Source organism: Pedobacter sp. (assembly GCF_035566355.1).
Classification (GTDB): Bacteria; Bacteroidota; Bacteroidia; order Sphingobacteriales; family Sphingobacteriaceae; genus Pedobacter.
Genome location: NZ_DATMRL010000235.1, coordinates 1 through 23,522, shown reverse-complemented (window position 1 = coordinate 23,522; position 23,522 = coordinate 1). Strand labels below are relative to the sequence as shown.

The 23,522-nt window shown below is 38.6% G+C and carries 24 protein-coding genes; 10 read left to right on the top strand and 14 right to left on the bottom strand.

Annotation, left to right across the window (positions count from 1 at the left end):
• A partial coding sequence (locus VNZ46_RS09145; RefSeq protein ID WP_325559821.1) for a histidine kinase occupies positions 1-603 on the top strand: 603 nt, incomplete at its 5' end.
• A 1-nt stretch (position 604) separates the two neighbouring features.
• Here the strand turns inward: VNZ46_RS09145 and VNZ46_RS09140 are convergent.
• On the bottom strand, positions 605-1,624 hold the full coding sequence (locus VNZ46_RS09140; protein WP_325559820.1) for a GTP-binding protein: 1,020 nt from the start codon (positions 1,622-1,624) through the stop codon (positions 605-607).
• Between the two features lie 212 nt (positions 1,625-1,836).
• Between VNZ46_RS09140 and VNZ46_RS09135 the strand changes: the two genes are divergently transcribed.
• Positions 1,837-3,033 (top strand): aminopeptidase C, encoded by a 1,197-nt coding sequence (locus tag VNZ46_RS09135; protein ID WP_325559819.1) that lies wholly within the window; start codon positions 1,837-1,839, stop codon positions 3,031-3,033.
• Between the two features lie 65 nt (positions 3,034-3,098).
• Here the strand turns inward: VNZ46_RS09135 and VNZ46_RS09130 are convergent, their stop codons facing one another.
• Positions 3,099-3,485 carry an acyl-CoA thioesterase gene (locus VNZ46_RS09130; RefSeq protein WP_133779477.1) on the bottom strand — a complete coding sequence of 129 codons (387 nt, stop codon included), beginning with the start codon at positions 3,483-3,485 and terminating at the stop codon, positions 3,099-3,101.
• 200 nt (positions 3,486-3,685) lie between these two features.
• Positions 3,686-3,865 (bottom strand): histone H1, encoded by a 180-nt coding sequence (locus VNZ46_RS09125; RefSeq protein ID WP_316836187.1) that lies wholly within the window; start codon positions 3,863-3,865, stop codon positions 3,686-3,688.
• Between the two features lie 198 nt (positions 3,866-4,063).
• Here VNZ46_RS09125 and VNZ46_RS09120 point away from each other — a divergent pair, with 198 nt between their 5' ends.
• Together VNZ46_RS09120 and VNZ46_RS09115 are read left to right on the top strand one after the other, a co-directional pair.
• Entirely contained in the window at positions 4,064-5,071 is a 1,008-nt protein-coding gene (locus VNZ46_RS09120; RefSeq protein WP_325559818.1) for a hypothetical protein, read from the top strand.
• A 47-nt stretch (positions 5,072-5,118) separates the two neighbouring features.
• Positions 5,119-5,961, top strand: a complete 843-nt coding sequence (locus tag VNZ46_RS09115; protein ID WP_325559817.1) for a sterol desaturase family protein — start codon at positions 5,119-5,121, stop codon at positions 5,959-5,961.
• Here the strand turns inward: VNZ46_RS09115 and VNZ46_RS09110 are convergent.
• The 5 genes from VNZ46_RS09110 to VNZ46_RS09090 all read right to left on the bottom strand — a co-directional run bounded on the left by VNZ46_RS09110 (position 5,958) and on the right by VNZ46_RS09090 (position 12,804).
• On the bottom strand, positions 5,958-8,987 hold the full coding sequence (locus VNZ46_RS09110) for an efflux RND transporter permease subunit (protein ID WP_325559816.1): 3,030 nt from the start codon (positions 8,985-8,987) through the stop codon (positions 5,958-5,960). The genes VNZ46_RS09115 and VNZ46_RS09110 overlap by 4 nt on opposite strands.
• 2 nt (positions 8,988-8,989) lie before the next feature.
• Positions 8,990-9,904 carry an efflux RND transporter periplasmic adaptor subunit gene (locus tag VNZ46_RS09105; protein WP_325559815.1) on the bottom strand — a complete coding sequence of 305 codons (915 nt, stop codon included), beginning with the start codon at positions 9,902-9,904 and terminating at the stop codon, positions 8,990-8,992.
• A 17-nt stretch (positions 9,905-9,921) separates the two neighbouring features.
• Complete coding sequence (locus VNZ46_RS09100; RefSeq protein WP_325559814.1) at positions 9,922-11,178, bottom strand: TolC family protein; 1,257 nt, start codon at positions 11,176-11,178, stop codon at positions 9,922-9,924.
• On the bottom strand, positions 11,165-11,941 hold the full coding sequence (locus VNZ46_RS09095) for a phosphatase PAP2 family protein (protein ID WP_325559813.1): 777 nt from the start codon (positions 11,939-11,941) through the stop codon (positions 11,165-11,167). The genes VNZ46_RS09100 and VNZ46_RS09095 overlap by 14 nt, the downstream gene beginning before the upstream one ends.
• Positions 11,942-12,015: 74 nt before the next feature.
• Positions 12,016-12,804 carry a phosphatase PAP2 family protein gene (locus VNZ46_RS09090; RefSeq protein WP_325559812.1) on the bottom strand — a complete coding sequence of 263 codons (789 nt, stop codon included), beginning with the start codon at positions 12,802-12,804 and terminating at the stop codon, positions 12,016-12,018.
• Positions 12,805-12,886: 82 nt separating this feature from the next.
• Between VNZ46_RS09090 and VNZ46_RS09085 the strand changes: the two genes are divergently transcribed.
• Together VNZ46_RS09085 and VNZ46_RS09080 are read left to right on the top strand one after the other, a co-directional pair.
• Positions 12,887-15,310 (top strand): TonB-dependent receptor domain-containing protein, encoded by a 2,424-nt coding sequence (locus VNZ46_RS09085; protein ID WP_325559811.1) that lies wholly within the window; start codon positions 12,887-12,889, stop codon positions 15,308-15,310.
• Between the two features lie 140 nt (positions 15,311-15,450).
• Positions 15,451-16,503, top strand: coding sequence for an ATP-binding protein (locus tag VNZ46_RS09080; RefSeq protein ID WP_325559810.1), 1,053 nt, complete (start codon positions 15,451-15,453; stop codon positions 16,501-16,503).
• Here VNZ46_RS09080 and VNZ46_RS09075 read toward each other — a convergent pair.
• Positions 16,500-17,237 (bottom strand): LuxR C-terminal-related transcriptional regulator, encoded by a 738-nt coding sequence (locus tag VNZ46_RS09075; protein ID WP_325559809.1) that lies wholly within the window; start codon positions 17,235-17,237, stop codon positions 16,500-16,502. The two genes, VNZ46_RS09080 and VNZ46_RS09075, sit on opposite strands and share 4 nt — an antisense overlap.
• Positions 17,238-17,714: 477 nt before the next feature.
• A complete protein-coding gene (locus VNZ46_RS09070) occupies positions 17,715-18,080 on the bottom strand; it encodes a hypothetical protein (RefSeq protein WP_325559808.1) in 366 nt (121 codons plus the stop codon).
• Positions 18,081-18,358: 278 nt separating this feature from the next.
• Between VNZ46_RS09070 and VNZ46_RS09065 the strand changes: the two genes are divergently transcribed.
• Complete coding sequence (locus tag VNZ46_RS09065) at positions 18,359-19,012, top strand: rhomboid family intramembrane serine protease (RefSeq protein ID WP_325559807.1); 654 nt, start codon at positions 18,359-18,361, stop codon at positions 19,010-19,012.
• Positions 19,013-19,032: 20 nt separating this feature from the next.
• Here VNZ46_RS09065 and VNZ46_RS09060 read toward each other — a convergent pair whose 3' ends face one another.
• Positions 19,033-19,170 (bottom strand): hypothetical protein, encoded by a 138-nt coding sequence (locus VNZ46_RS09060; protein WP_166644006.1) that lies wholly within the window; start codon positions 19,168-19,170, stop codon positions 19,033-19,035.
• Between the two features lie 157 nt (positions 19,171-19,327).
• On the opposite strand from VNZ46_RS09060, the gene VNZ46_RS09055 reads away from it, so the two are divergent.
• On the top strand, positions 19,328-19,642 hold the full coding sequence (locus VNZ46_RS09055; protein ID WP_325559805.1) for a helix-turn-helix transcriptional regulator: 315 nt from the start codon (positions 19,328-19,330) through the stop codon (positions 19,640-19,642).
• A 58-nt stretch (positions 19,643-19,700) separates the two neighbouring features.
• Positions 19,701-19,910: a YtxH domain-containing protein gene (locus tag VNZ46_RS09050; protein WP_133779492.1), complete on the top strand. Its 210-nt coding sequence runs from the start codon at positions 19,701-19,703 to the stop codon at positions 19,908-19,910.
• An 18-nt stretch (positions 19,911-19,928) separates the two neighbouring features.
• Here the strand turns inward: VNZ46_RS09050 and VNZ46_RS09045 are convergent, their stop codons facing one another.
• From VNZ46_RS09045 to VNZ46_RS09035, 3 genes are all read right to left on the bottom strand, one after another.
• Positions 19,929-20,723: a sterol desaturase family protein gene (locus VNZ46_RS09045; RefSeq protein WP_325559803.1), complete on the bottom strand. Its 795-nt coding sequence runs from the start codon at positions 20,721-20,723 to the stop codon at positions 19,929-19,931.
• Positions 20,724-20,809: 86 nt separating this feature from the next.
• Entirely contained in the window at positions 20,810-21,418 is a 609-nt protein-coding gene (locus VNZ46_RS09040) for a Crp/Fnr family transcriptional regulator (protein WP_325559801.1), read from the bottom strand.
• A gap of 60 nt (positions 21,419-21,478) precedes the next feature.
• Entirely contained in the window at positions 21,479-22,168 is a 690-nt protein-coding gene (locus VNZ46_RS09035; protein WP_325559799.1) for a VIT1/CCC1 transporter family protein, read from the bottom strand.
• Positions 22,169-22,541: 373 nt separating this feature from the next.
• Here VNZ46_RS09035 and VNZ46_RS09030 point away from each other — a divergent pair, with 373 nt between their 5' ends.
• Positions 22,542-23,429 (top strand): AraC family transcriptional regulator, encoded by an 888-nt coding sequence (locus VNZ46_RS09030; protein WP_325559797.1) that lies wholly within the window; start codon positions 22,542-22,544, stop codon positions 23,427-23,429.
• Positions 23,430-23,522 lie beyond the last annotated feature (93 nt).

Here is a 23,522-nt window from a genome sequence, read left to right as displayed (position 1 = left end):
GATACCCTGATAGAATTGGAAAAAGAGAAAAAAGAAATAGAACAGGTTAAGCTGGACTTGTTAAAAACCAATATCAGCCCTGATTTTTTAATGAGGTCGTTAAAGCAGCTTAAAAATACCGCCGCTGCACTTCAGGAAAATACACCGGAGTCCATCCTTACATTTTCTGATTTGATGCGTTATCGTCTTTATCGCGGCCGCCAGTATTTTTCCCCGCTCACAGAAGAACTGATTGCTTTACATGCTTTTATTGATTTTATCCATTTAGAAGAAGGCAATCGCTTATATATTGACCTTTTGGTAAATGGTTCTGCCGAACAGAAAGACATTGCTTCCCTCGCATTGATTAATATTTTGGAAGTATTTTGTAAGACGCCACCTCCGGTTCCCGCAAGGTTAAAGATTGAAATACGTACAGAATCCCAATCTCTATTGGTTCATTTGCATTATAGCCTTCATGCAACAGATGCTATACTATCTGACCTGCAAAAATACGGGGAAAATTACAGCCAGCTTTATGGGGACGAGGTGAAAATTGATGTTGAAAATTGCAAAGACCCACATTGCCTGATCAACCTGTCCCTCCCATGGATTTTGAAATAAGTTAGATCAAACTGGCTTTGAACATTTTATCAAATGCTTCGACCTTTAAATTTTTGCCAATAATAACAATTTTACTCTCCTTAATCTCTCCAGTTTCCCAGGTCTTTCCAGGATGCACCGCAACAGACTTGCCTACCGTTTGCAAAACCATTTTATCGGAGTATCCTTTAACATTTAAGATTCCTTTTATTCTGTAAACGCCAGCAGATTGAAGAATTAAGAAAACATTAACCCGGTGCTGGAGATGGCTCAGGTCAAATGGCTCTCTATAGTTGAGTACAATGGTTTCGATATCGCTATGGTCATGCCGGATATGCGAGCTGAACAGCAGGCCGGATCTGGCTTTTACTGGCTTTCCCGGCACCAGGCTAAATCTTTTGCTTGCACCGGTTGGTTCTACAGCCACTTGAAGTTCCCCATCAAAGCGCTCATAGGTAAAGAGGGTGTTCACGTTAAATCCGCTTTGAGGTTTGCTTAAAATAACAGCAAAAGGATTCAGACGTCTTAACAATTGTTCAAGGCCAATGATATACATCGGGCTCACCTGTTCTATTTTATTGATCAGAATGATATCGCTGAAAGCAATCTGAGAGATGGACTCCGGAATTTCCCGGAGCTGGTCTTCTACAAGCTCTGCATCGACTACACAAATAACACGTTTCAGTAGGAACCCTTTCCTTACATTGGAATTGGTGAGAAAGGGATGTGCAATGTTTGCCGGGTCAGCAATACCAGTTGCTTCAATAATCAAGTGGTCCCAGGATTCCCGCTGATCCCAAAGCTGGTTTAAAACTTCAAATATGTCCTCGCTTAAAGAGCAGCACAGGCAGCCATTTTGTAATTCAGAAATAGGTAAAGCTGTATTCACAATGAGCTCTGCATCTATATTTTCCGCTCCGATTTCATTTTCTATGACCGCAAACCTTACCTCTGTTTTCTCTGCAATGATGCCATTGAGCAAAGTTGTTTTTCCCGCTCCTAAAAAACCTGTAAGTAAAGTAACCTCTTTAGCACCTGCCATTTAAAAAATATTTATGTAAAAAAGATAATATAGTCTTGTACAGGTTCAGTATCCATTGTAAATTTAGCCTCTTATCCGCTAACCTTAGTTGAGCATGTACATGACAACAAAGATAATTAATAAATGCAACTGAATTGCAAATATTCATTACATTTGGCACCTTTGTATAACCTTTCATAGATTGGCCTTTAAAAGCATATTAACTAACACACATGAATAAATTCAATTTTAAACCTCTGATTCTTGCAACTGCATTGCTATGTAGCGCAAACTTTGTTAATGCCCAGGATAACCTGGTAAATTCCTTAAAGAACAACCAAAGTGCTAAAAGTAAGGAAAGCTTTAAATTCACAGACGTCATCAATCTAGCCAATACACCAGTTAAAAATCAGGGATCGTCTGGTACCTGCTGGAGCTATTCGACAAATTCTTTCCTTGAATCAGAAATGATCAAAGCAGGTAAAACACCTGTTCCTCTTTCTCAAATCTTCTCCGCAAGAAACGCCTATGTGGAAAAAGGAAAGAATTATGTGCGTATGCATGGCGCAGTAACCCTGGGTGATGGTGGCGCGCTTCACGATGTAATCAATATGTATAGAAAATACGGTGCAGTACCACAATCTGTTTATACAGGTTTGAATTATGGTACAACTGTAAATAAATTTGGTGAAATGGGCGAAATTATGAATGGTGTTTTGGCTGCCGTAGTTAAAAACCCTAATCAAACCCTTACCCCGAACTGGGAAAAAGCCTATACTGCTGTAATTGATTCTTACTTAGGAGAGGTTCCTAAATCTTTTGACTATAATGGAAAGAAGTATACACCACAAAGCTTCGCAAAAGAAGTAGTAGGAATTAATCCTGATGATTATGTGGAATTGTCTTCTTTTAATGATCACCCTTATTACAGCAAATTTACCCTATTGGTACCAGATAACTGGTCATTTGATCAGGTGTACAATGTTAAAGTGAACGAGATCACCGACATTATCGACAATGCATTAAAAAAAGGTTTTACTGTGGCATGGGCTACCGATGTTAGTGAAAAAGGATTTTCCTACAAAAACGGAGTAGCTTTTGTTCCCGAGAAACCATTTGAGCAAATGAGTGCAGACGAAAAAGCAACTATGTTTGATGGTCCTAAGCCGGAAATGGAAATTACAGAAGTAAACCGTCAGGAAGCTTTTAATAATTACCAGACTACAGATGATCATGGTATGCACATTGTTGGACTCGCAAAAGATCAAAATGGAAAAGAATATTATATCGTTAAAAACTCATGGGGAGAAACCAACGATTATAAAGGCTATTTATATGTAACCAAAAACTTTGTTAAATATAAAACCACTGCTTTCCTGTTAAATAAATCAGGCATACCTTCTGATGTTCGCAAAAAACTAAGCATTTAAGATTATACATACAAAAAAGGGGAACAAACGCGGAGTTTGTTCCCCTTTTTTGTATAAACATTTTGCTATTTTATAATGGATACTGGCTTCTTGTTTTCATCGATGGCTACAAAAGAGAACTCTCCGGTCACCGCTTTCTCTCTCTGTTCAGAATACATCTGTTCTACGTAAATATCAACCTTCACTTTTAAACTGGTATTTCCAATATGACTGACCACTCCGATCAGTTCCACAATTGTTCCGGCTGGTATAGGTTGCTTGAAATCAATTCTGTCACTACTTACTGTTACCATGATCTGGCGGCTGAAACGGGTAGCCGTGATAAATGCTACTTCATCCATCATATGCATGGCGGTGCCGCCAAAAAGGGTATCGTAGTGATTTGTTGTATTTGGAAATACAGCTTTAAAGATTCTGGTTTCTGATGCTTTGATCTTCTCTTCTATTGTCATTTTAACGCGCTTTATTTGCGGCCAAAGATAAATAATATGACCTTATTATACAGTTATTTCAATTTCATGATTATGATCTGCCTTATGCCGCTGCGATCATTCAGTAAAGGGCATTTTAATTCACCCAGGATTTAGGTGGGACACAAACAAAAAGAGGTGTCAGTATAAACTGACACCTCTTTCATATAGCTAAACTAAAATTATTTAGCAGTGTTTTTTTTCTCAGTTACTTCAGTACGGATCTCTTGAGCAAGTACCTTTAAATCTTGCATCGCTTTACGTACTCTTGTACCTGCAGCGCCGTTTCCTGCATTGTAAAATTTCTCTACATCAGCCTCAATTGAAGAGATCAGTTCTTTAACTTTTGTGAATTTTTCCATGTTTTGATTTTTAATTTATTTGCCAAATATATACTTTTTAACAAAAAAACATACAACCTCTCCTTTCAAATATGCTTATTATTGTATCATTGAGGCTATATTTTCGTTTTTCAGTCCTTTAGCAGGTCCCTCGCATATCAAAGAAGCTACAGAATTCCTACAGACTTATTTCGGTTATTTAAGTTAAAATCAATTTACATGAAAAGGATAACTGCATTAACCGCCTTTCTAATGAGCTTATGTGCTCTGGCCAATTCACAAACTAAAACCGGCTTACATCTGCTAAAACAACACAAGATCAATAGTGACGGTGGATGGGACTACATTAGTATTGATCCTGTACACCAGCGTATTTACGTCTCTCATGCTACACAAGTTAATATATTGAATGCGCTTACAGGCGATTCTGCTGGTTTTATTCCAAATACAACCGGAGTGCATGGAATAGCATTTGCAACTCCATTTGATAAGGGCTACATCAGCAATGGGAAACTCGCAAATTGCACGGTTATTGATTTGAATAATCATAAAGTGCTCAAACAAATTCCGGTTGGACAAAACCCCGATGCCATATTCTATGATGATTTTTCTAAAAACATTATTGTATTTAATGGCCACAGCGCAAATGCCAGCATTATAAATCCAGTAAACGATAAGGTGATCGCCACAATAGATTTAGGAGGAAAACCTGAGGCAGGTGTTTCTGATGGAAAAGGTACTATTTTCGTAAATCTGGAAAACAAAAATGAAATCGTTGCGTTTGATGCCAAAACCTTTAAAATTAAACACCATTATAAACTTTCGAAAGGAGAAGAACCAAGCGGTCTTGCAATAGATAGAATGAACAGTCGTTTATTTACAGTTTGCAGCAATAAAATAATGGTGGTACTAAACGCCAAAACTGGAAAAGAAGTTGCAACGCTGCCCATAGGTGATGGTTCGGACGGGGTTGCCTTTGATCCAGTCTATCAGCTGGCTTACAGTTCTAACGGAGATGGAACAATGACTGTAGTTAAAGAATTCTCTGCTTCCCGGTTTGAGGTCCTTGAAAACATTAAAACGGCTCCAGGTGCCCGAACATTGGCTATAGACCCCAAGAGCCATCATATCTTTATGCCAACAGCAGATTTTTCAGCAGCCACCGCTACAGGAAAACGCCCCCAACGGGTTCCCCAAACATTTCGGGTACTCGAAATTGGGAAATAAGAAAATATCTTTATATTAACCGACTATTTCGGTTAGATCAACAAAACATGAACTTTTTTAATTCTATTGCCTCCATTTTTCAGGAGCATTTAACACTGATCCAGGTGAGCCTGTTTGCAGGTTTAATTTCAATTTTATGGTTTGCAGAGGTATTCATTTCTGCAAACCCGTGGAAAAAGAAATTAAATCATTCTTCTGTTAATTTTCTTTTCATTTTTACAGCCCTCCCTATCCAACTGGGCGTCACCCTTGGGGTACTGGTCATTTCCGACTGGGTGATCAGTCATCACTGGGGCCTGTTATTTTTACTTCCCCATCCAGAAAGTTATTGGGTTAAGTATGTGATTGGCTTTTTCCTGCTTGACTTTTTTGAATATGCTTATCACGTAACCATGCATAAGGTGAACAGACTCTGGAAATTCCACCTGGTACACCATACAGATACACAACTTGATGTTTCTACAACCATCCGGGAACATCCGGGAGAAACTTTGATCAGGGTATGTTTCTTAGGTCTGTGGGTTTTTCTTTCAGGTGCCTCTCTGGGTTTGCTGGTATTAAGACAAACTGTTCAGACTTTTTCTAATATTATTGCCCATACGCACTTACAGCTTCCCGGAAAAATAGATAAAGTTCTTGGATGGCTATTGATCACTCCCAATCTTCACCATGTACACCATCACGACAGTATGCCTTATACCGATTGCAATTACGGCGACGTATTTAGCATTTGGGATCGTATTTTCGGCACCTATAAAGAAATGGATCACAGTACGATCAATTACGGCCTGGACATTTTTGACGCAAAACATTCTGATAAATTCGTCTATCTCGTTAGAACACCCTTTAACGAAAACTATCTCAAATCAAAAACACATCTACCGCTTTAGCCGCTGAGCTTGTAAAATTTACGGATCAGACTAGGCAATACAATCAACAACAGCGGGAGCGCAATTAAAAAGCCACCAATTACAGCTATGGCAAGTGGTTGATGAAGCTGTGCTCCCGCTCCTATGCCCAATGCCAATGGAAAAAGGGCAATAATTGCTCCGAGAGCTGTCATCAGCTTCGGTCTCAAACGTGTAGAAATTGCATAGGTAATGGCTTCATCCATGTCTTTTTCATGCAGAGACTTTTTAAACTGCAGGAAAGTGAAGATTGCATTTTCGCCTATAATCCCAACAATCATAATTAATCCGGTATAGCTCCCTACATTTAAAGGGGTATGTGTTAAAAACAAAGCGAGATAACTCCCTGAAATGCCCAGAACAGAAATCGTAAGAATAATAAATGCAACCCTGAAATCTTTAAAAAGGAATAAGATCACGCTAAAGACCAATAAACTGGATGCAATTAAGATCGTTAACAGTTCTTTAAAGGATTGCTGCTGATCGGCATAAGCCCCTCCATATTCAATATGGTATCCTGAAGGCAAAGCAAGCTTAGCTCCCACTTCCGACTGAATATCTTTCATTACGCTACCCAAATCCCGGCTATCCAGTCTGGCAGTAACTACGCCTATGGACTGGAGGTTCTCCCGGTCAATCTCTGCTGAGCCCGTTTTCAATTCAACTTTAGCCATATTTTGGATCGGAATCACCGCACCTCCGGGAAGAAAGATCTTTAACTTCGCCAAATCTGCTGTTCCGAAATTTCTGCTTCCAGGGTAAATCATCCGTATAGGAGAAAGTTGCTGTTTATCATAGAGTTGCCCGATAATATTGCCTTGCAGTGCGGTTTGAACCTGAAACTGGAAACTGGCCGGACTAACTCCATACTGGGCAAGCATACTGAAGTCTGGCTGAATATTTAATGTAGGCCCAGACAATACGATCCCGTTAAATACATCTGCTGTACCACTTACATGATGGACAACATCAGCAACTTTCTTAGCTATGGCCTGAAGTTTATCCTGATCGTTGCCAAATATTTTAACTTCTATGGGCTGTGTAGAACTCATCAGATCCCCGAGCATATCACCTATTACCTGACCAAAATCTACTTTCAGTGCAGGCTGAGTGGTCTCAATTTTTGTCCTGATGTCTGCAATAACTTCTTCAGTTGTTTTACTTCTGTTCTTCTTTAACTGGATCAGGTAGTCGCCGGTATTAGGTTCAGTAATGAAAAATCCCATTTGTGTGCCTGTTCTTCTGGAATAAGCCTGTACTTCTGGAATTTTAACGAGTTGTTTCTCGACCTCCCGTAGTGTCCTGTCTGTTTCGGTAAGCGAAGTTCCCGGAGGAGTACTATAATCAAGTACAATACTTCCTTCATCCATTTCAGGAAGAAATCCAGTTTCCAGGTGAGGGAAAACCAAGACAATGGAGGCCACAAGCACTAAAATCGTGACCAAACTGATATATGGCCTGCGAATAAAATATCCTATCCATTTCTGACTTTTTACCTGGTGGGCTTCTTCCGGCTTTCCTACGGTATTGAGTTGACTGTTTTTCGTTAGAAACAGGTAAATTACCGGTAAACCAATCCAGGTTACAAAAAATGAGCAAACAAGTGTAATGATCATCGTATTGGTCATGACCTGGAAATAGGATCCGGCCACGCCCGTCATCAAAACAAATGGTATAAAAATAACAATCGTACTTACCGATGATCCGAGCATTGCCGGGAACAAGTAATCCACCGCTTTCTTCAGCAAGGTAACTGTTGGTTCTTCCGGATGTTCTTCATGAGTCCGGTGAATCTGTTCGACCACAACAATAGCATCATCTATGATCAAACCTATTGCTGCAGCGATAGCGCCTAATGTCATGATGTTTAAGGAATAACCAATAAAATACAAAACAATAATGCTTAGACAAAGCGTTACAGGAATGGTGATAAGAATGGTTGAGCTCGCTTTTAACGATCTCAGAAATATAATGGCCACTACAATGGCAAGCGCCAGACCTACCAGTAAACTATCCCTTACACTCTTAACAGATTCGTTTACAAAGTCGGCCTGTACATAATAAGGCTTAATAAATACGCCGGAAGGAAGAATTTTCCTTAGCTGACCGATTTTCTGATCCATCTGGTCTGACAAGTCCACCAGATTTGCATTGGGCTGTTTAATGACCGCAATTAAAATCCCATCTTTTCCATTGGCGTTAATCCGGGTGTATTCCACCCCTTCCTGAATATTTACATTTGCGATATCCTTAACTCTGACAATCCGGTTTCCATTTTTAGTCAGGGTTAAGTTCTCGAGGTCTGATTTTGTTTTAACTGTTGCGTCCGTTATAGAAAGATACAAATAGTTATAATCTGAAAGATAACCATTGGATTTTATAAAATTGGTTTGAGAAAGAGCATTGTTGATCTGGTCTGGAGAGATACCCAGTGCAACCATTTTTTGATGATCAAGTTCAAGCCAGTATTCCTTCGTTTTTCCTCCGATAACACGAATCTCAGATACACCACTGACTTGTGAAAGAAAGGGTTTAACGGTGTAAGTGGCCAACTGCTTCAATTCAATCGGGGACTTTGTATGACTTTCCAGACTATAACCACTTACCGGCAATATAGAAGGATTCATCTTTTCTACAGATATGTTTACGCCTGCAGGCAGACTATTGCTGATTTTTTGAATCTGTGATTCAATTCGCTGCTGACTCAAATCTATATCCGCACTGCCATTCATGTAAGCAGAAATCTCACAGCTTCCCCTGCTTGTTACACTGCGGATCAGCTTAAGATCGGGTATCTGTTTAACCGCATTTTCCAGTGGCCGGGTCACTGTAACCACCATTTTATCTACCGGCTGGAGTTCTGCATCTGCGATGATCTTGATTTTCGGAAAGGTAATTTCAGGAAATAAAGAAGTCTTCAATTGCGTATAAGAGAACAGCCCCCCCGCAAGGATAAGGATGAGCACAACCAGCAAAGGATTTTTGTGGGATATAAAAAAGTTCTTCATAACTACTTATCGACTTTAACTTTTGCCGTATCTGCTATTCCATAGTTCCCAGTAGTAATAATCCTGTCTTTTGAATTAAATATAGGGTCAATAATCTCAATGAACTGAGCGCTCTCGATGCCTTTTTTAATGGGAACCTTAACTGCTGTTGAATCGTTAATAAGTTTCATCACCCAAAATTCATCTTCCGTTTCATTAGCAAGAACAGCTGACTTTGGAAGCGTCTGCGCATTTGATTTTGCTGTCCTGGTTATTCTTACTTTAGCAATGAGACCTTCAGGAATAGTATGCGATGGATTTACCCTGATCATAATTCTTTGTGTTTGTGCAGCAGAATCCACAGAGGGCATCGCCCCACCTAACGTACCTTTCAATTTTTCACCATCAGGCAAAATAAGTTCTATATTCTTGTTTTGATCAACAACTGAACGTAATTCGTATGGAAGATCCAGCAAAAACACGAGGCTATTCCGGTTGCTGATCACAGCCAAAGCTTCGCCATCCTGAACATAATCTCCTTGTTGATGATTTACCTGCGTTATAAAGCCACGCTGCTCGGCACGTATTTTTGAAATTCCCGAAAATTTAAAACCAGGATCTAACTGATTTACCGCATTTCCAATTGCTCTTGCTTCTTTGGTAATTAAGGTAAACAAGTTTTCATGTCCACTTACCTCTTTACCGAGTTGTGCACCAGAAAATTGCACATACCCATTGATATTTGCTTTTACATAACTTTTTTGCAAATAAGAACTTACTGCATTCAATTCAATAAAATCTGAAAGTGGATTGGTTTCTACATAAGTTACCTGTACCGGTGTAACCGGGGCAGCAGGTTCTGAAGCGGCTTCTTTATTTTGATTACAGGCAGTTAAAAACAGCCCCGAAAACAATAGCAGTGGCAATAAGTTCTTCATGATCATAATTTTAAGCTTTATCTGTTCCAGTAATTCAGCTGATTAATGAGTTTTAAACGGTTTATATTAGTTTGCCGCAAGAGATTTTGTGAGTTCATATAATTATTAATTGCAATCACAAAATCTGCAATTTTCACATCTCCGGTCCGAAGGAGTTTACTGTCAACTTCTATGAGGCTTCTGGTAAATTTAATTTGCGCTTCGATTTGTTTAAACATAGCATCTGTTTCCCGGATTTGCTGCTGGAGCATATCTAATTGTTGTTTATGCTGATTAAGGAAATAGTTTCTATAATAGGAACTGGTCTGTGCCTGAAGATCAAGTTTGTTGTGTTGCATTTTTCTTTGATGTCCATCGTATATGGGTATGGAAATCGTAAAACCAGCACTTGTTCCAAAATTCCGGTAAGGCTGTAAGAGAAAAGACGAGTTGTATCCTCCATTTACGTATACACCCGCTTTGGGTTTATAGGCATTGTCTACAGCCTTTCTGTCATTAACGGTTTTTAGACTATCAATTTCAAACCGTCTAAGAAAGAAGCCTTCCTGTGCTAAAGGTTTCACAGGGTTAAAAACGGGTTCTTTTAAAACAACTGTGGAGGTATCATTAATCCCAGAAAGATAATTCAACGAGGCATAGTCCACTTTGTATTGCAATTCTGCTTGTTTCAACTGCAATTGTTGTTGCTGATAAGTAACCAGAAATGTCAGATATTCGGTCTGCTTATACGCATTAGCCCTGGTCAATTCCTTGAGTAAAGATTCTTCCGTTTTCAATAAACGAACAATGTCCAGATTAAACTCCACCTGCAACTGACTGGCGTAAGCGGTAATGTATTGATCGGTAATGGCTTTTCGAAGATCCAGTTCTGAGAGTTTGCTGGCATAACGAATAGAATCCGCTTGCAAACGAATTGCTTTTTGTTGATTTTGCTTTATCCCATTCCCAACAATACCATAATTCATAGTGAGTAAAGCATCCAGGGTATGAGAATTTGTTAAGGCCTCGTCATAACCATAACCTTTAATAACCGGAGCATATAAACCTGTAGAGCTGGCTGTCAATTGAGGAAGATATCCGGCTTTTAAACGCATACTATCAATTTTGTTCATGAGCAATTGATTGTTATAATCCTTAGCTAATGGACTAAATTTGATCGCCTGGCCAACAAAGAATTCTAAATCCTGCGCTGCCGGATGGACCTGTGCCTTTCCAATACTGACCAGCAAAATTGGAAACAAGAGGATTAAAAGCGTCTTTTTAAAATGTTCCATTGAATGACAATCCAAAACTATGTTGCTGATAAGAAGGCATCACATTGTAACTTAAAGCATTTTTACCTAAGATAAGTCTTTTCAGTTTAGGATAAACATAATAAGCGACTTTCGTAGAGAGTATTCCAAACCCAGCTCCGGCTACGACATCACTTACCCAATGCCTGTTATTATAGAGTCTCAGTACGCCCGTAGCCGTAGCAACGGTATACCCGGCATAACCAATCCAGGGAGATACATCTTTATATTCCTGATTTAGAAATTCTGCTGCAGCAAAGGCATTTGCGGTATGACCGGAGGGAAAAGAATCGTATGCAGACTCATCCGGCCGCTGACGATGGGTGATTTTCTTCAAACTGGTTACAGTCCCTCCCATGATCGCTTCAGATAACACATATAAACCAGTGGCGTCAATTAAATTATGTTTTCCTTTAACGCCGGCAAGGTTTAAGGCGTATACAGCTGCAGCCGGTGCAAACTGCAAGTAATTATCCGCATGGGCCGCAAATAACGGATGATCTTCCTGCAACTCATCTTTCGTACTTTTGTCCAATTGTTTTACCGGCTGAAAATTGGTCAAAGAAACCAATCCATAGCTTATGAACACTGCTGGTATAATAAAAGAGGTCACTTTCGGTTTATAATCAATCCCTGAATTGATCAGAGCATGTTGTTTAACAGAGACTGTATCCAGTGAATCTTTTTGCTGTGCATAACATAGACCAGGTATACAAAACAGCCATAGTAATTTAAATATCTTCATCGCCCTAGTGGTGCTTAAATTCGACTCTAAGCTAGATTCGAATTATGAAGAAATTCTGTAGTTGGCTATTGGATTTAAAATTTCCCAGCTATAGACAGACCTGCAGCATGATTTTGATAAAATGGTGCTGCACTAAGACGGAGATTCTTTTGCCCCGTAAGTAATCGTTTCAATGGCGGATAAACCAGGTAAGCAACTTTCGTTGATAAAATCCCTATACCCGCGCCCGCTACAACATCGCTAAACCAATGTGCATTATTGTATACTCTTAAAACAGCAGTTGCCGAAGCAACAGTATAGCCCGCAACACTATACCACGGAGAGAGATCACCATATTCCTGATTGATCAGTTCAGCACCCGCAAACGCGATTGCAGCATGACCTGAAGGGAAAGAAACAAAATCTGAATGATCCGGCCGTTCTTTATCAGTCGCTTTTTTCACAATACTTACCGATCCCATGACCAGTACACCGGAAAGAAGCATTAAACCTGTTTTATCCGCAATACGATGTTTGCCTTTAACACCCAGGGCCTCTAATCCATATAAAGCTACAAATGGAACATATCTTAGATAGTCATCCGCATGGGTACTGAAATTTGGCCTGCGCTCATTTCTTTTCTCCTGTATATAATGATCAAAGTTTTTAAGTGGTCCGCCGGTTAATGCAATCAGGCCATACCCTGTTGCAGCTATTCCCGGAATGAAGCTTTTAAAGCTTGTCCTGTCAGATACCTGATTTACTGTATTTTTTAAAGAAACACTGTCAATTAGTACAGAATCCTTTACTTGTGAAAGACCCCGTTGCGGGAAATTGAAAAACAGAATTAAGGTAGCAAGAAAGGTAAAGTAGTTTTTAGACATGGACGAATAGGTGCTGTATAAACCTTCAAGGTAAACAATATTTGAACAATCTTCAAAATAACTACAGAATTCAATCTTATTTATGCAGAAAAAACTGCTGATGCGAATTTTGTTTACCTATCTCCTTTTATCTATACTCCTATTCCCCTATTTAGCCAAGGCCCAAAACAATGCAAGAGTTACCGGAAGTATCACGGATCTTCCATCAAAACAACCTTTGGAGTTTGTTAATGTTATTTTAAAGAACCAAAAAGACAATAAAGTTACTGCACACGAGGTGACCGATAAAAAAGGCAAATTTATTATACCCAATATCCCTTCTGGCAGCTATTATATTCTTTGTACCTATATTGGTTATCGCGATGTAAAATCAAATATATTCGTTCTGGATGCCACCCACTCTACCGCAGAATTGAATTTACAAATGAACGGTTCAGGCAAACAGTTAAATGAAGTAGAAATTAGTACAAAAAAGGCTTTGTTTAGCAATTCTATTGATAGAAAAGTATACCATGTAGATATGGATCTCACTGCCAAATCAGGTTCAGCCAGCGAAGTACTTCAAAATGTGCCACTGGTACAAGTGGATATTGATGGTAATGTCAGTCTAAGGAACTCCTCTGCTATGATTTTGATCAATGGCAAGGTATCACCGCTGATGTCTGGAAGTAACGCAGCAGCAGCGCTTCAGCAATTGCCGGCAAATAGTATTGAGAGAATTGAGGTGATTACCAATCCTTCAGCAAAATATAAGCCTGATGGCATTGGAGGAATCATCAATATTGTATTGAAGAAAAACACAAAAAGAGGGCTCAATGGGAATGTTACGGTAAATGCGGGAAACAGGGACCGATACAATGCCGGTACTGCATTGAATTATAATACAGGAAAACTAAATATATTTGGGAGTTACAGTCTGAAACAAGACGACCGGCTGCGAACCATCCTGAACGACCGTATTCAAACCGACCCCATAAGTGGCTCTGTAAATGACGACCACGATTATACCCTTGCACGCGCACGTCCTTTTTCTAACCTGGCTACACTTGGTTTTGATTATACGTTAGATGATAAAAACAGTTTTGGCGTTTCTCTGAACTACTATTTGAGAAATATGCACAAACACGATCTGGTGACCAAAAAAGTACAAAGTGCTGCAAATGGAAATCAGGATTACGACAGAAAAAGAGAAAATTATGAACGCGAATCCTCTTCCGGTGCTGCGGCGTATTTTGAACATCTTTTTAACAGACCAGATCAAAAATTACGTCTGGAACTTAATCTTGATCATAAACCAGAAATAGAAGACAACCACTATACAAACACTTACCGGTTCCCATTAATTCCCGACGAACTGGACAATACCCTGATTAAACAAACCGCAGACAACCGGCACGCTAACCTGGGATATGAAACTCCGGTAGGCAAAGAAGGAAAATTTGAAGCTGGCTATGATGGCCAGTTCAACAAACAGGATATGGATTTTTATGGTGCAGCCTTTGCTCAGAATAAACAAATGTTTGTTACGGATCTAACCAAGACAAATCATTTTATCTATAACGAAAACGTGCAGGCATTATACAGCACATTCTCTACAGTCTATAAAAAAATCAGCCTGATGCTGGGTTTAAGAGGAGAACATTCCGCCTTGGAATCCAGGCTCCTTACAACTGGAATTTCGATTCCTAACAGCTATTTCAAGCTGTACCCAAGCCTTCATCTAGGTTACAAGTTTGAAGAAAACAAAGAGTTACAACTTAATTACAGCAGAAGGGTCCGCAGACCTGAAGCTGATGACCTGAATCCTTTTCCCGAATATCAGGACCCAACAAATGTAAAAGTTGGCAATCCCTATTTGCTCCCTGAAATTATTCATTCTGTAGAACTGGCTTACCAATGGCGAAAAGGCGGCATCAGTGTACTTCCAGGAATCTACTACCGCTATACATACAACCGTTTTACCGCAATTACCGAAGCCCTGAACGATTCAGTACTGGTCACCAGACAGCAAAATCTGGCCAGTGACCAAGCCCTTGGTGCCGACCTCGTGGTATCAGGAGCTGTAGGTGATCAATTAAATTTTAGCTTTACCCCAAATGTATTTTACAGTACCATCGATGCTTCTAACCTTGGCTACAGCTCAAAAAAATCGACAATTACATGGTCTGCAAATCTAAATGCAACCTATGCAATTACGAAAAGAGCCTCGCTACAGGTCAACTCCATCTATAAATCAGCTAGATTAACTCCTCAGGGAAAATACCTCCCCAGCTTTGTTATGAATTGTGGCGCAAGGCAAGACATTTTGAATAAAAAAGCATCTGTTTATATAACGGTGTCAGATATATTTCGCTCCATTAGACAGGAAGCCGAGCTGCAAAGTCCGCTCTTAACCCAGCACATCCTCACTAAGAATAACTCGCGCATCGTTTACCTTGGCCTTAGCTATAACTTTGGTGTCGTAAAAAAGAGAAAAGACCTTCAGTTTGATAATTCGGTTCAGTAATCTTTAATCATTTAAAGTATTACATTCGACGAGAAATTATACCAAATATAAAAATTAGAGAAAGGCAAAATGAATAGAATAAATAATTTTATGAATTTGCTTTTAAACTACTATTTTTAAGAAATTTTCTATCAAAATTCATGAATTTTATTACCAGAAAGGCTATAATAGATCAGCTTAAAAAAGACTTAATAGGCAAAGACTCTTACCGTGGTGTTACGCTAACTTACTCCTGGCTAGCCAATCAATTTGGGCATTTTTCCCTCGGCTTTATTCCAACCATTATAGTATTTACCTTTATTAAGAATAAGCCTGGACTCCACTATCCTGAATTGTGGGCAGCCTTTGGTGTTTGGGGTGCCTGGATACTTTTTGAACTGTATAATTTTCTTGGCCCTTTGCTTCTCAAACTTCCTTCCGGACGTAGTTCACTTAAAAACATAAATTACACCTTTGCTCCTGCCTGGTCTAATGTTGCTTTTGATACGGTTACAGACTTAACTTATTTCGGAATTGGGGCCTTAACGGGAAGCTTATTTTGTAATTACCATGGCCAGATGCTACTTGCAGCATTGCTGCTTGTGGTATTGGTGGCTTATCCTGCTTACTACTGGTATACAACAAAAATGTATATCCAAAATGCAGAGTATCCATTTCAATTGCGGTTGAGCCAGTGGAGCCGGAAAATAAAAGATGAGCACAAACAGGCTGTCATTGAATTTCTGGACAACAGGGATCAGGGTAAACATATGCTGATTTTTGGTTCAAAAGGAAGTGGTAAAACCACTTTATCCGTTGGAATTGCAACAGAAGCCTCGATCCGAAGTGGATGTTGCAGTTATGTTACAGCAGTCAAACTATTAAGTATGTTCTTTGAAAGAACAGAAAATCAAATCGAAAACATGAATAATTTATGGAACTGGCGCAATTGCAATTTGCTGGTCATCGACGATATCAACCCAGGAAGACCAGTAAAGGGAGATATTATCAGTACCCAGTTGTTTTATGAATTACTAAACAATGTAGATTGCGGACCAGACAATATTAAACACATTAAGGACAAAAATATTATTTGGGTAATGGGTAGCGATGATCCAACTACATTACTGGAAGAGAAATGGCAGGATTTATTACAGCAAATCGGCATTGAACGGTCAAATATCATTACGATAAACCTTGATCCTGCCGCCTAAGGCAGGATCGAATTGTCATAAGAAAAGCTAACCAGATGAGTCAAGCTTTTCACATTAAAACGCTTGTACAGCGGAATTATCCTCTTTTCAATTGCAGAATGTGATACATTCAACTCATGGGCAATTTCCTTGAACGAGTATCCTTTGGCCACCAGAGCAAGTGCTTCTTTTTCTTTATCGGAAATGGCCAGATGAGAAAAAAGAATTTTATTAAGCTCTTCCTCAAATTTTTCCTTTTCCGGTCCAAAGGCAGCGTAACGCATTACTTTTCCAAAAATCAAATTTCTATTGATCTGAAACCTGCCAATGATTGCCGTAACTTTACCATTTTCAGAGCTATATACCCCCACCCTCGCTACAATTGGCACCAGTGTGCCATTTTTATGTATCTTTTTGAGTTCAATGGTAAAACTGTATTTTTCCAGGTCTTTTGTTTTATTATGGATGAACTTTAAAGCTTTATCATTCAGATCATGAGAAAAAGGTGCAAATTCAGGTGCCGACATATTTACGATAGCCAGCATATTAATTTCATCATCTTTGTAGCCAACCACCTCTTCCCAGCCGCTGGCATATACCATTTTATTCAGCTTAAAGGAGTAAATATAAATTGCTTCTTCAGGGAACCTCGGAATGGTTTGATTGAAGTATTGTGCTTCATCACTTTCCTGGTCAGCAGGGACATCAGATATAAAATTTTTGGAATATTCCCCAAAATTCTTTTTCGAGTTCATGGTATCTTAATTTAAATAGACCTCATTTCTCAGGATAGGCCTATAACTGCATTCATCGGAAAAGCAAATCAAACTGCCTGTGTATTTTCTCAGTTGATGGACATCGTCTCCGAATGTAACTTTGGCACAAGTTTAAATAAAATAGAACTGATTTCCATAACAAACATCAGATCGTATTTAAAAATTGATTTTAATTAACCCCAAAATAGAATAAATATGCAATTTATAAGAATGAATAAATCAGATAAAACCCATTACCTTCTTATTGTTCTGAAGTTAGTCGCTCTGGCCCTGTTCATGCTTTGTTTTTATCAGGCATTTAAAATCTCCAATGGACCTTATTAAGTTATTTGGTGCGTACCATTTATAGTTGATGTTCTCTACATTTACCGATGTGAAACAAAACCGCTGATTCAAATGAACAGCGGTTTTTTTTATTTAGAAAAGGTCCAGCAATCCTTATGCAAAAGGATGTAGTTACTTCATTAAAGTTGCTTTGACATTTTTACTCCGGATGTATTCCTGATCTGTAGCAACGGAACCGGCAAAAGTTACTTCTGGATTCAGGCTGATATAGAATCCATTATAGTTTTTATAAAATTTATACTTTTCTATCGATGGAAAATTTGTCCAGTTATCCTCGTTCAAAGAATAATCTGACACATCAATGAATTTCAAGCTCATCTGCTGCTCATACTTAGAATACAAAAGATCAATGAATAAATCTATTGTAACTTGTTCCTCCTTTTTAGAAATGCTTACCCCCTTCAACCTGGAATGCAATAAACTGTACTCTCCTGTGGAAAACATAATCAAAATCTCGCTACCTTCTAAAACTCTCATATTTAAACCATTTAATTAAAGATACGCTCTGCAAAGCACCTCTCCCCCGTACACTTTCGTGTACGGTTAGGAAGGGAGGGTTCGAGAGCATGCCGGTCAAACACTTTATATATTGTATTTATTCATGTTTAATAATAAACCGCATTAATAACAGTTCTGCGATATCGTAAAGTTCTTTTGGTTGAGGCAGAACCGCAACAACCTGTGGTTGTATTTAAAAATAATAGAAACAAAAAAATGAGCAGATATCAAAGCAGAAGTTTATTACTTTTATCCTGATGTTTCCACCATTTATAGAAATGCCTTTAACCTATGTGTTTTCAGGCTTAATTATTTTGCTAAGTATTGTAGGATTTTATTATAAACCGCTATATAATAAACTGGTTTATCATCCTTTCGAAGTTTTTAGAGGAAATCGGATTCATACTTTATTTACCTCGGTATTTCTGCATAAGAATTGGAAACACTTAATCATTAACATTTATTTCTACTATTTCATGTCTAAAGACATGGAGTACTACATCCTGGAAAAAAATTATAATCAGATTGAAATCAAGTTGATCTGTTTGTTTGTACTTCTATTTTCTGTTATTGCAAGTAATCTCATTGTTGGATGGGCTCAACGTTATAACCTTAATTTTACTAGTGTAGGTGCATCCGGTGCGGTAACTGCATTTGCTGGATTTGTAGCTCTATATTTCCCCATAGACCATGTCAGCAGACCACATAAATTTATGCCACTATATTATGGCTACGATTTTGCCTTTGCGCTTTTAATTATATTCGCAATATTAACAGCAATCTATCGAAAAAAATCTTTAACAAATCATAAAATACACCTCACAGGACTTTTAATAGGCTTTGTGCTGGCAGTCCTATTCAGGCCTGTTTTGGTTAATGAAATTATTTACCACCTAAAATCGAGATGGTAAATAATTTCAATAGTATTAAATTAAAACCATCCCGCTATGGCGCCAGCGATACCCCCAACTACCCCACCAACCATCTCTGCCAATTTATCAATACCATCTCTTTCCTTTTCTTTTCCACCTTCAATTTCAATAATTTCTTCTTGAGTTAAATCTTTCATTCTGAGTTTAATTTGATTTGTTTCTCTTGAACATTCAAGATTGAGACAAATCTCATAACATACTCATAATGAGACAACAACCACAAGTTATATCGTATAACTTGTGGTTGTAATAAAAAAATAATTAATTTGCAGGTAATAAGCTAAATTGATTAAAATGATTGGTGAAAAGATACGTGAGCAAAGGGAAATGAAGAAAATTTCTCAATATGCGGTAGCCTATGCCATAGGTATGTCCCAAGCGGCTTATTCAAAAATAGAACGTGGCGAAACAGAAGTTAAAGTTAGCCATTTATACTCCATTGCGGCGTTCCTTGGAATCTCTATTTACAATCTTCTGCCCGAAGCTATGGCGAGTGGTACCTTTGAAGGAGAATACCTCCTAAAACCTTTTGTTGTCAAACTAAAAGAGCTATGGTATGGATGGCTTGTCAAAAGACGGATCAAGCGTATGCAAGAAAAATCGCAATAATGCAAAATGTTCAGAACAATTTGTAACTGTCATTTGTTAAAGAAGAAAAAACAGAGCTATGGGACTTTTCAGAACAGCAATTATTGGTGCAGCAATCTATGGCGCCTATAAATACATCACCAAAAAAGATGAAACCGGCAGATCACTCGTTGATGAGTTTAAAGACAAAACGCCTGAATGGATGGACAAAGCCAAAGACTTCAAACGGGATATAGAAAGAAAATATAATGACCTTGCAGACGAATATGCAGAAGTCAAACCTAAATAATTAAAAGAAAGAATCGCCTTAAGCAGCGATTCTTTCTTTTTCTTCCTGAATTCCAAATCTCTGCGCTTGTATACGGTCATATTCTTTCACATAATCCGGATGTTCCGTTTTCATGATCCTGTCCCAAACACGAAAATATAAACCGTAATTTCCTTTAAACTTGCTGTGATGTAAGTTATGATAAACAGATGAATTGCTGATTTCGAACAGCCAGGAATGCCTGAACCATTTTGGCATGATCTCATAGCCCAAATGTCCATAAACATTGATCATAAATGCCACTACAACAAATGACGTAATAGATATTGGATGCATGGGCAATACCATAACAATCACGACGAGTACAAGTCCCTCGGTAATGGCTTCAAAAAAGTGAAAGGAATAGGATGCCCAAGGCGAAGGGTTTACCGATTTGTGATGAACAAGGTGGGTGTACCTGAATATCTTGGGGTGATGGAGCAACCGGTGCATCCAATAAAAATAGGTATCATGCACAACCAGCGCAAGAAATACACTCAAGCCGATATACCACAGACCAAATGTATTTATATCCGTATATATCAATGTATATACTTTAAGGGGAGTAAACAATACGGCAAAAGCGATCACCGACATAATGGCCGTACTGAGCATTGAATAGAATACCTCCCTTATAAAATCCTTTTTCGAGGCCAGCCTGCTCTGAATCTTTGACTTACTGAACTTTGAATGCAGCAATTTATAAAAAAGGAAAAATGGTATGCCCGCGAGGACAAAATAACGAACTGCCGAGATGGCAAATAATTTGGCTGATATTTCGATAAACTGTTCCATAGTGTTTCTTTTTAAACACTCAAAATTAGTCCATCAAGAGGCCAGGCTGAATTAACAAAAGTTAATTAATGTCGGGCCTTTAAATTTTATTTCATTTTTTTCGACACTGCAATTGGCGAATTCGCAAGCCTTTTTCTGATTCTGCTTAAAGATACCGGGGTAATTCCGAGCAAGGTGGCAATATATTTGTCTGGACAGCGCTGTACAATATTAGGTTTATCTTTCAGCAAGCGCAGATACCGTTCCTCCGGATTGAGCAGCACAAATGACTCTACTCGTTCCATCATTTCGGCGAGCATAGAGATCAGAAAATAATCTTTCGCCTTACTAAACTTGGAATTCTTGTTTAAAAACTCCATAAATACCTGGTAATCGGCTTCGAGCAAAACAGTAGGCTCCATGGCCTGATAGGTAAACCGGGAAGCCTGGTTAAAAAGAACAGTATCATATGCTGTAAAAAACTGGTCTTCCCAACGCAGTAAGACGGTGGTTTCCTCCCCATTCTCCTTTAAAAGAAAACAACGGATCAGACCACTCTTGATATAGGCCAATTTACCAGTGGTGCTCCCCTCCTTCACATATATCTCCCCCTCTTTAAGTACCTTCTCTTTGGCAAGACTAAATAATGACATCAGCTCTTCGGGAGCCAGATCAAAAAAATCCAGGTAATGGTTAACTTTATTTTCCTCCAGCATAATTTACAGTCCAGACTTGTGCCTGCAATGTTAAATAAAAAAACAAGTATGAAGTTCTTCCTAGGAACTAAATAATTTTGCAACCCCAAAAGCTGCGCTGGCAGCCAGGGCTCCAATGATCATCACTTTTAAAGCTCCTTTAAAAAGAGGTTGTCCGGTTACTTTACTTTTAAAAAAACCAAACAGGAATAAGCTTACAAGACCTAAAACCGATGAATACTTTAAACCTTCGAGAGGCGTCGAGGTAAAAAAATAGGGAAGTAATGGAATCAATCCACCTAAAGCATACGACAGTCCTATAGTCGCCGCGCTATTTCTGGCCCGGTTCGGATTAGGTTCCTCCAGTCCCAGCTCATACTTCATCATAAACTGCACCCATTTATCCTTGTCCTTCGAAAGTTCATCGGCGAGCAGATTCTGTGCTTCCTCAGAAAAACCATAGGCGGAAAAAATCTCCTTTATTTCCTGTTTTTCTTCTTCAGGGATTCGCTCTACTTCTGCATATTCTCTGGAGAGTTCAGATTGATAATGCTCCGACTCTGTTTTCCCGGCAAGATAGCCGCCAAGTCCCATTGCAATACTACCAGCTATAATCTCTGCAATACCAGCTGTAGTGATGATGCTATTACTACTCACCGCACTACTCAAGCCTGCCGCCAGCGCAAATGGTACAGTAAGTCCGTCACTTATACCAATTACGATGTCTGTTATAAAGTCAGAACTTTTAAGATGTTTCTCCTGGTGTTCCATAATCTCAAAGGTCTGATATAGTTATCAATGTACAAAATATTAAGGCAGTACAGACAAAGATCAATTCCAAACATTCTGTTTCTATCGGAAACGGAATTTGCGCAACAGATATGATCGCTCCATTGACTACATACCGATAAAACCATCATGTGCATTACTACACAAACCGAAATGAATAGAATTCGGTAGCACATGATAGCTTCATAACCATTAAAATCAAATTATATATTAATGAAAAATACAATCTTAAGATTAATATTACGCAGTTTTAATGCCGAAAACTTATCATAAAAGCAATCCGATCAGTAAAAAGTACTATTTAAACTTCATTTATTACCTTTTACAGTCCCTTCTTATTGGCTACCTTTGATGTATGAAATCGAATATCCCTGTTTACGACATCAGCACCTTTGAGGAGTATAAAAACAAAGGGATATTTGTGGGCAGATTTGGTTACTATTCTAAAAACCATCAGCACCTGCACTCGGCACACAAGCATTCCTTTTATCATTTGGTCTATTTTACAAAGGGCACGGGTAAGCAACATATTGATTTTAAAAAATTTGATGTAAAACCTCAACTCATTTATTTTATGATTCCTGGCCAGGTGCACAGCTGGGACTTTGAAACAGAACCGGACGGTTATATTATAAATTTTTCAAAAGATTATTTTGGTTCGCTTTTAATCAATTCAGGTTATCTCGACAACTTTGAATTTTTCAGTGGAATACCGGAACAACAGGTTATAGAAGTTGAAAACGAAACAGGTGCGAAATTAGTTTACCTGTTCGAAGAGATTTTAAAAGAAGGGATTTCCAGCAGATCTTTTGAAGATGATCTGGTCAGAACTTTACTTCTGCAGTTGTTTATTTATACAGCCAGAACAAAACAACGATCTGGAGAAATACATTTGAATTCTTACAGCCATACCCTGTTAAAGAATTTTCAAGGTCTTATCGAAGTTAATTACGCCCAATTAAAATTCCCAAAACAATATGCAGAACTGCTGTATATTACACCAAATCACCTCAATGCACTTTGCAATGATTTGCTGGGTAAATCCTCAGGAGAGATCATCAGGGAAAGGGTAATTTTAGAAGCCAAACGTTTATTGATCAATCTCGACCTTAGCGTCGCTGAGATCGCTGAACATTTAAACTTTAGCGATCAATCCTATTTTATTAAATTCTTCAAAAAGTATGAAGAAACAACCCCAGAAAAATTCAGAAAACATAATACACAACAAAATGGAAAACAATAAAAACACAAGCGCAGTACCCCATATTTCTCAATGGCATGCCTTTAGTCATTCAAAATGCCCACGCTGCAGAGTTGGAAAAGTATTTGTTGGTCC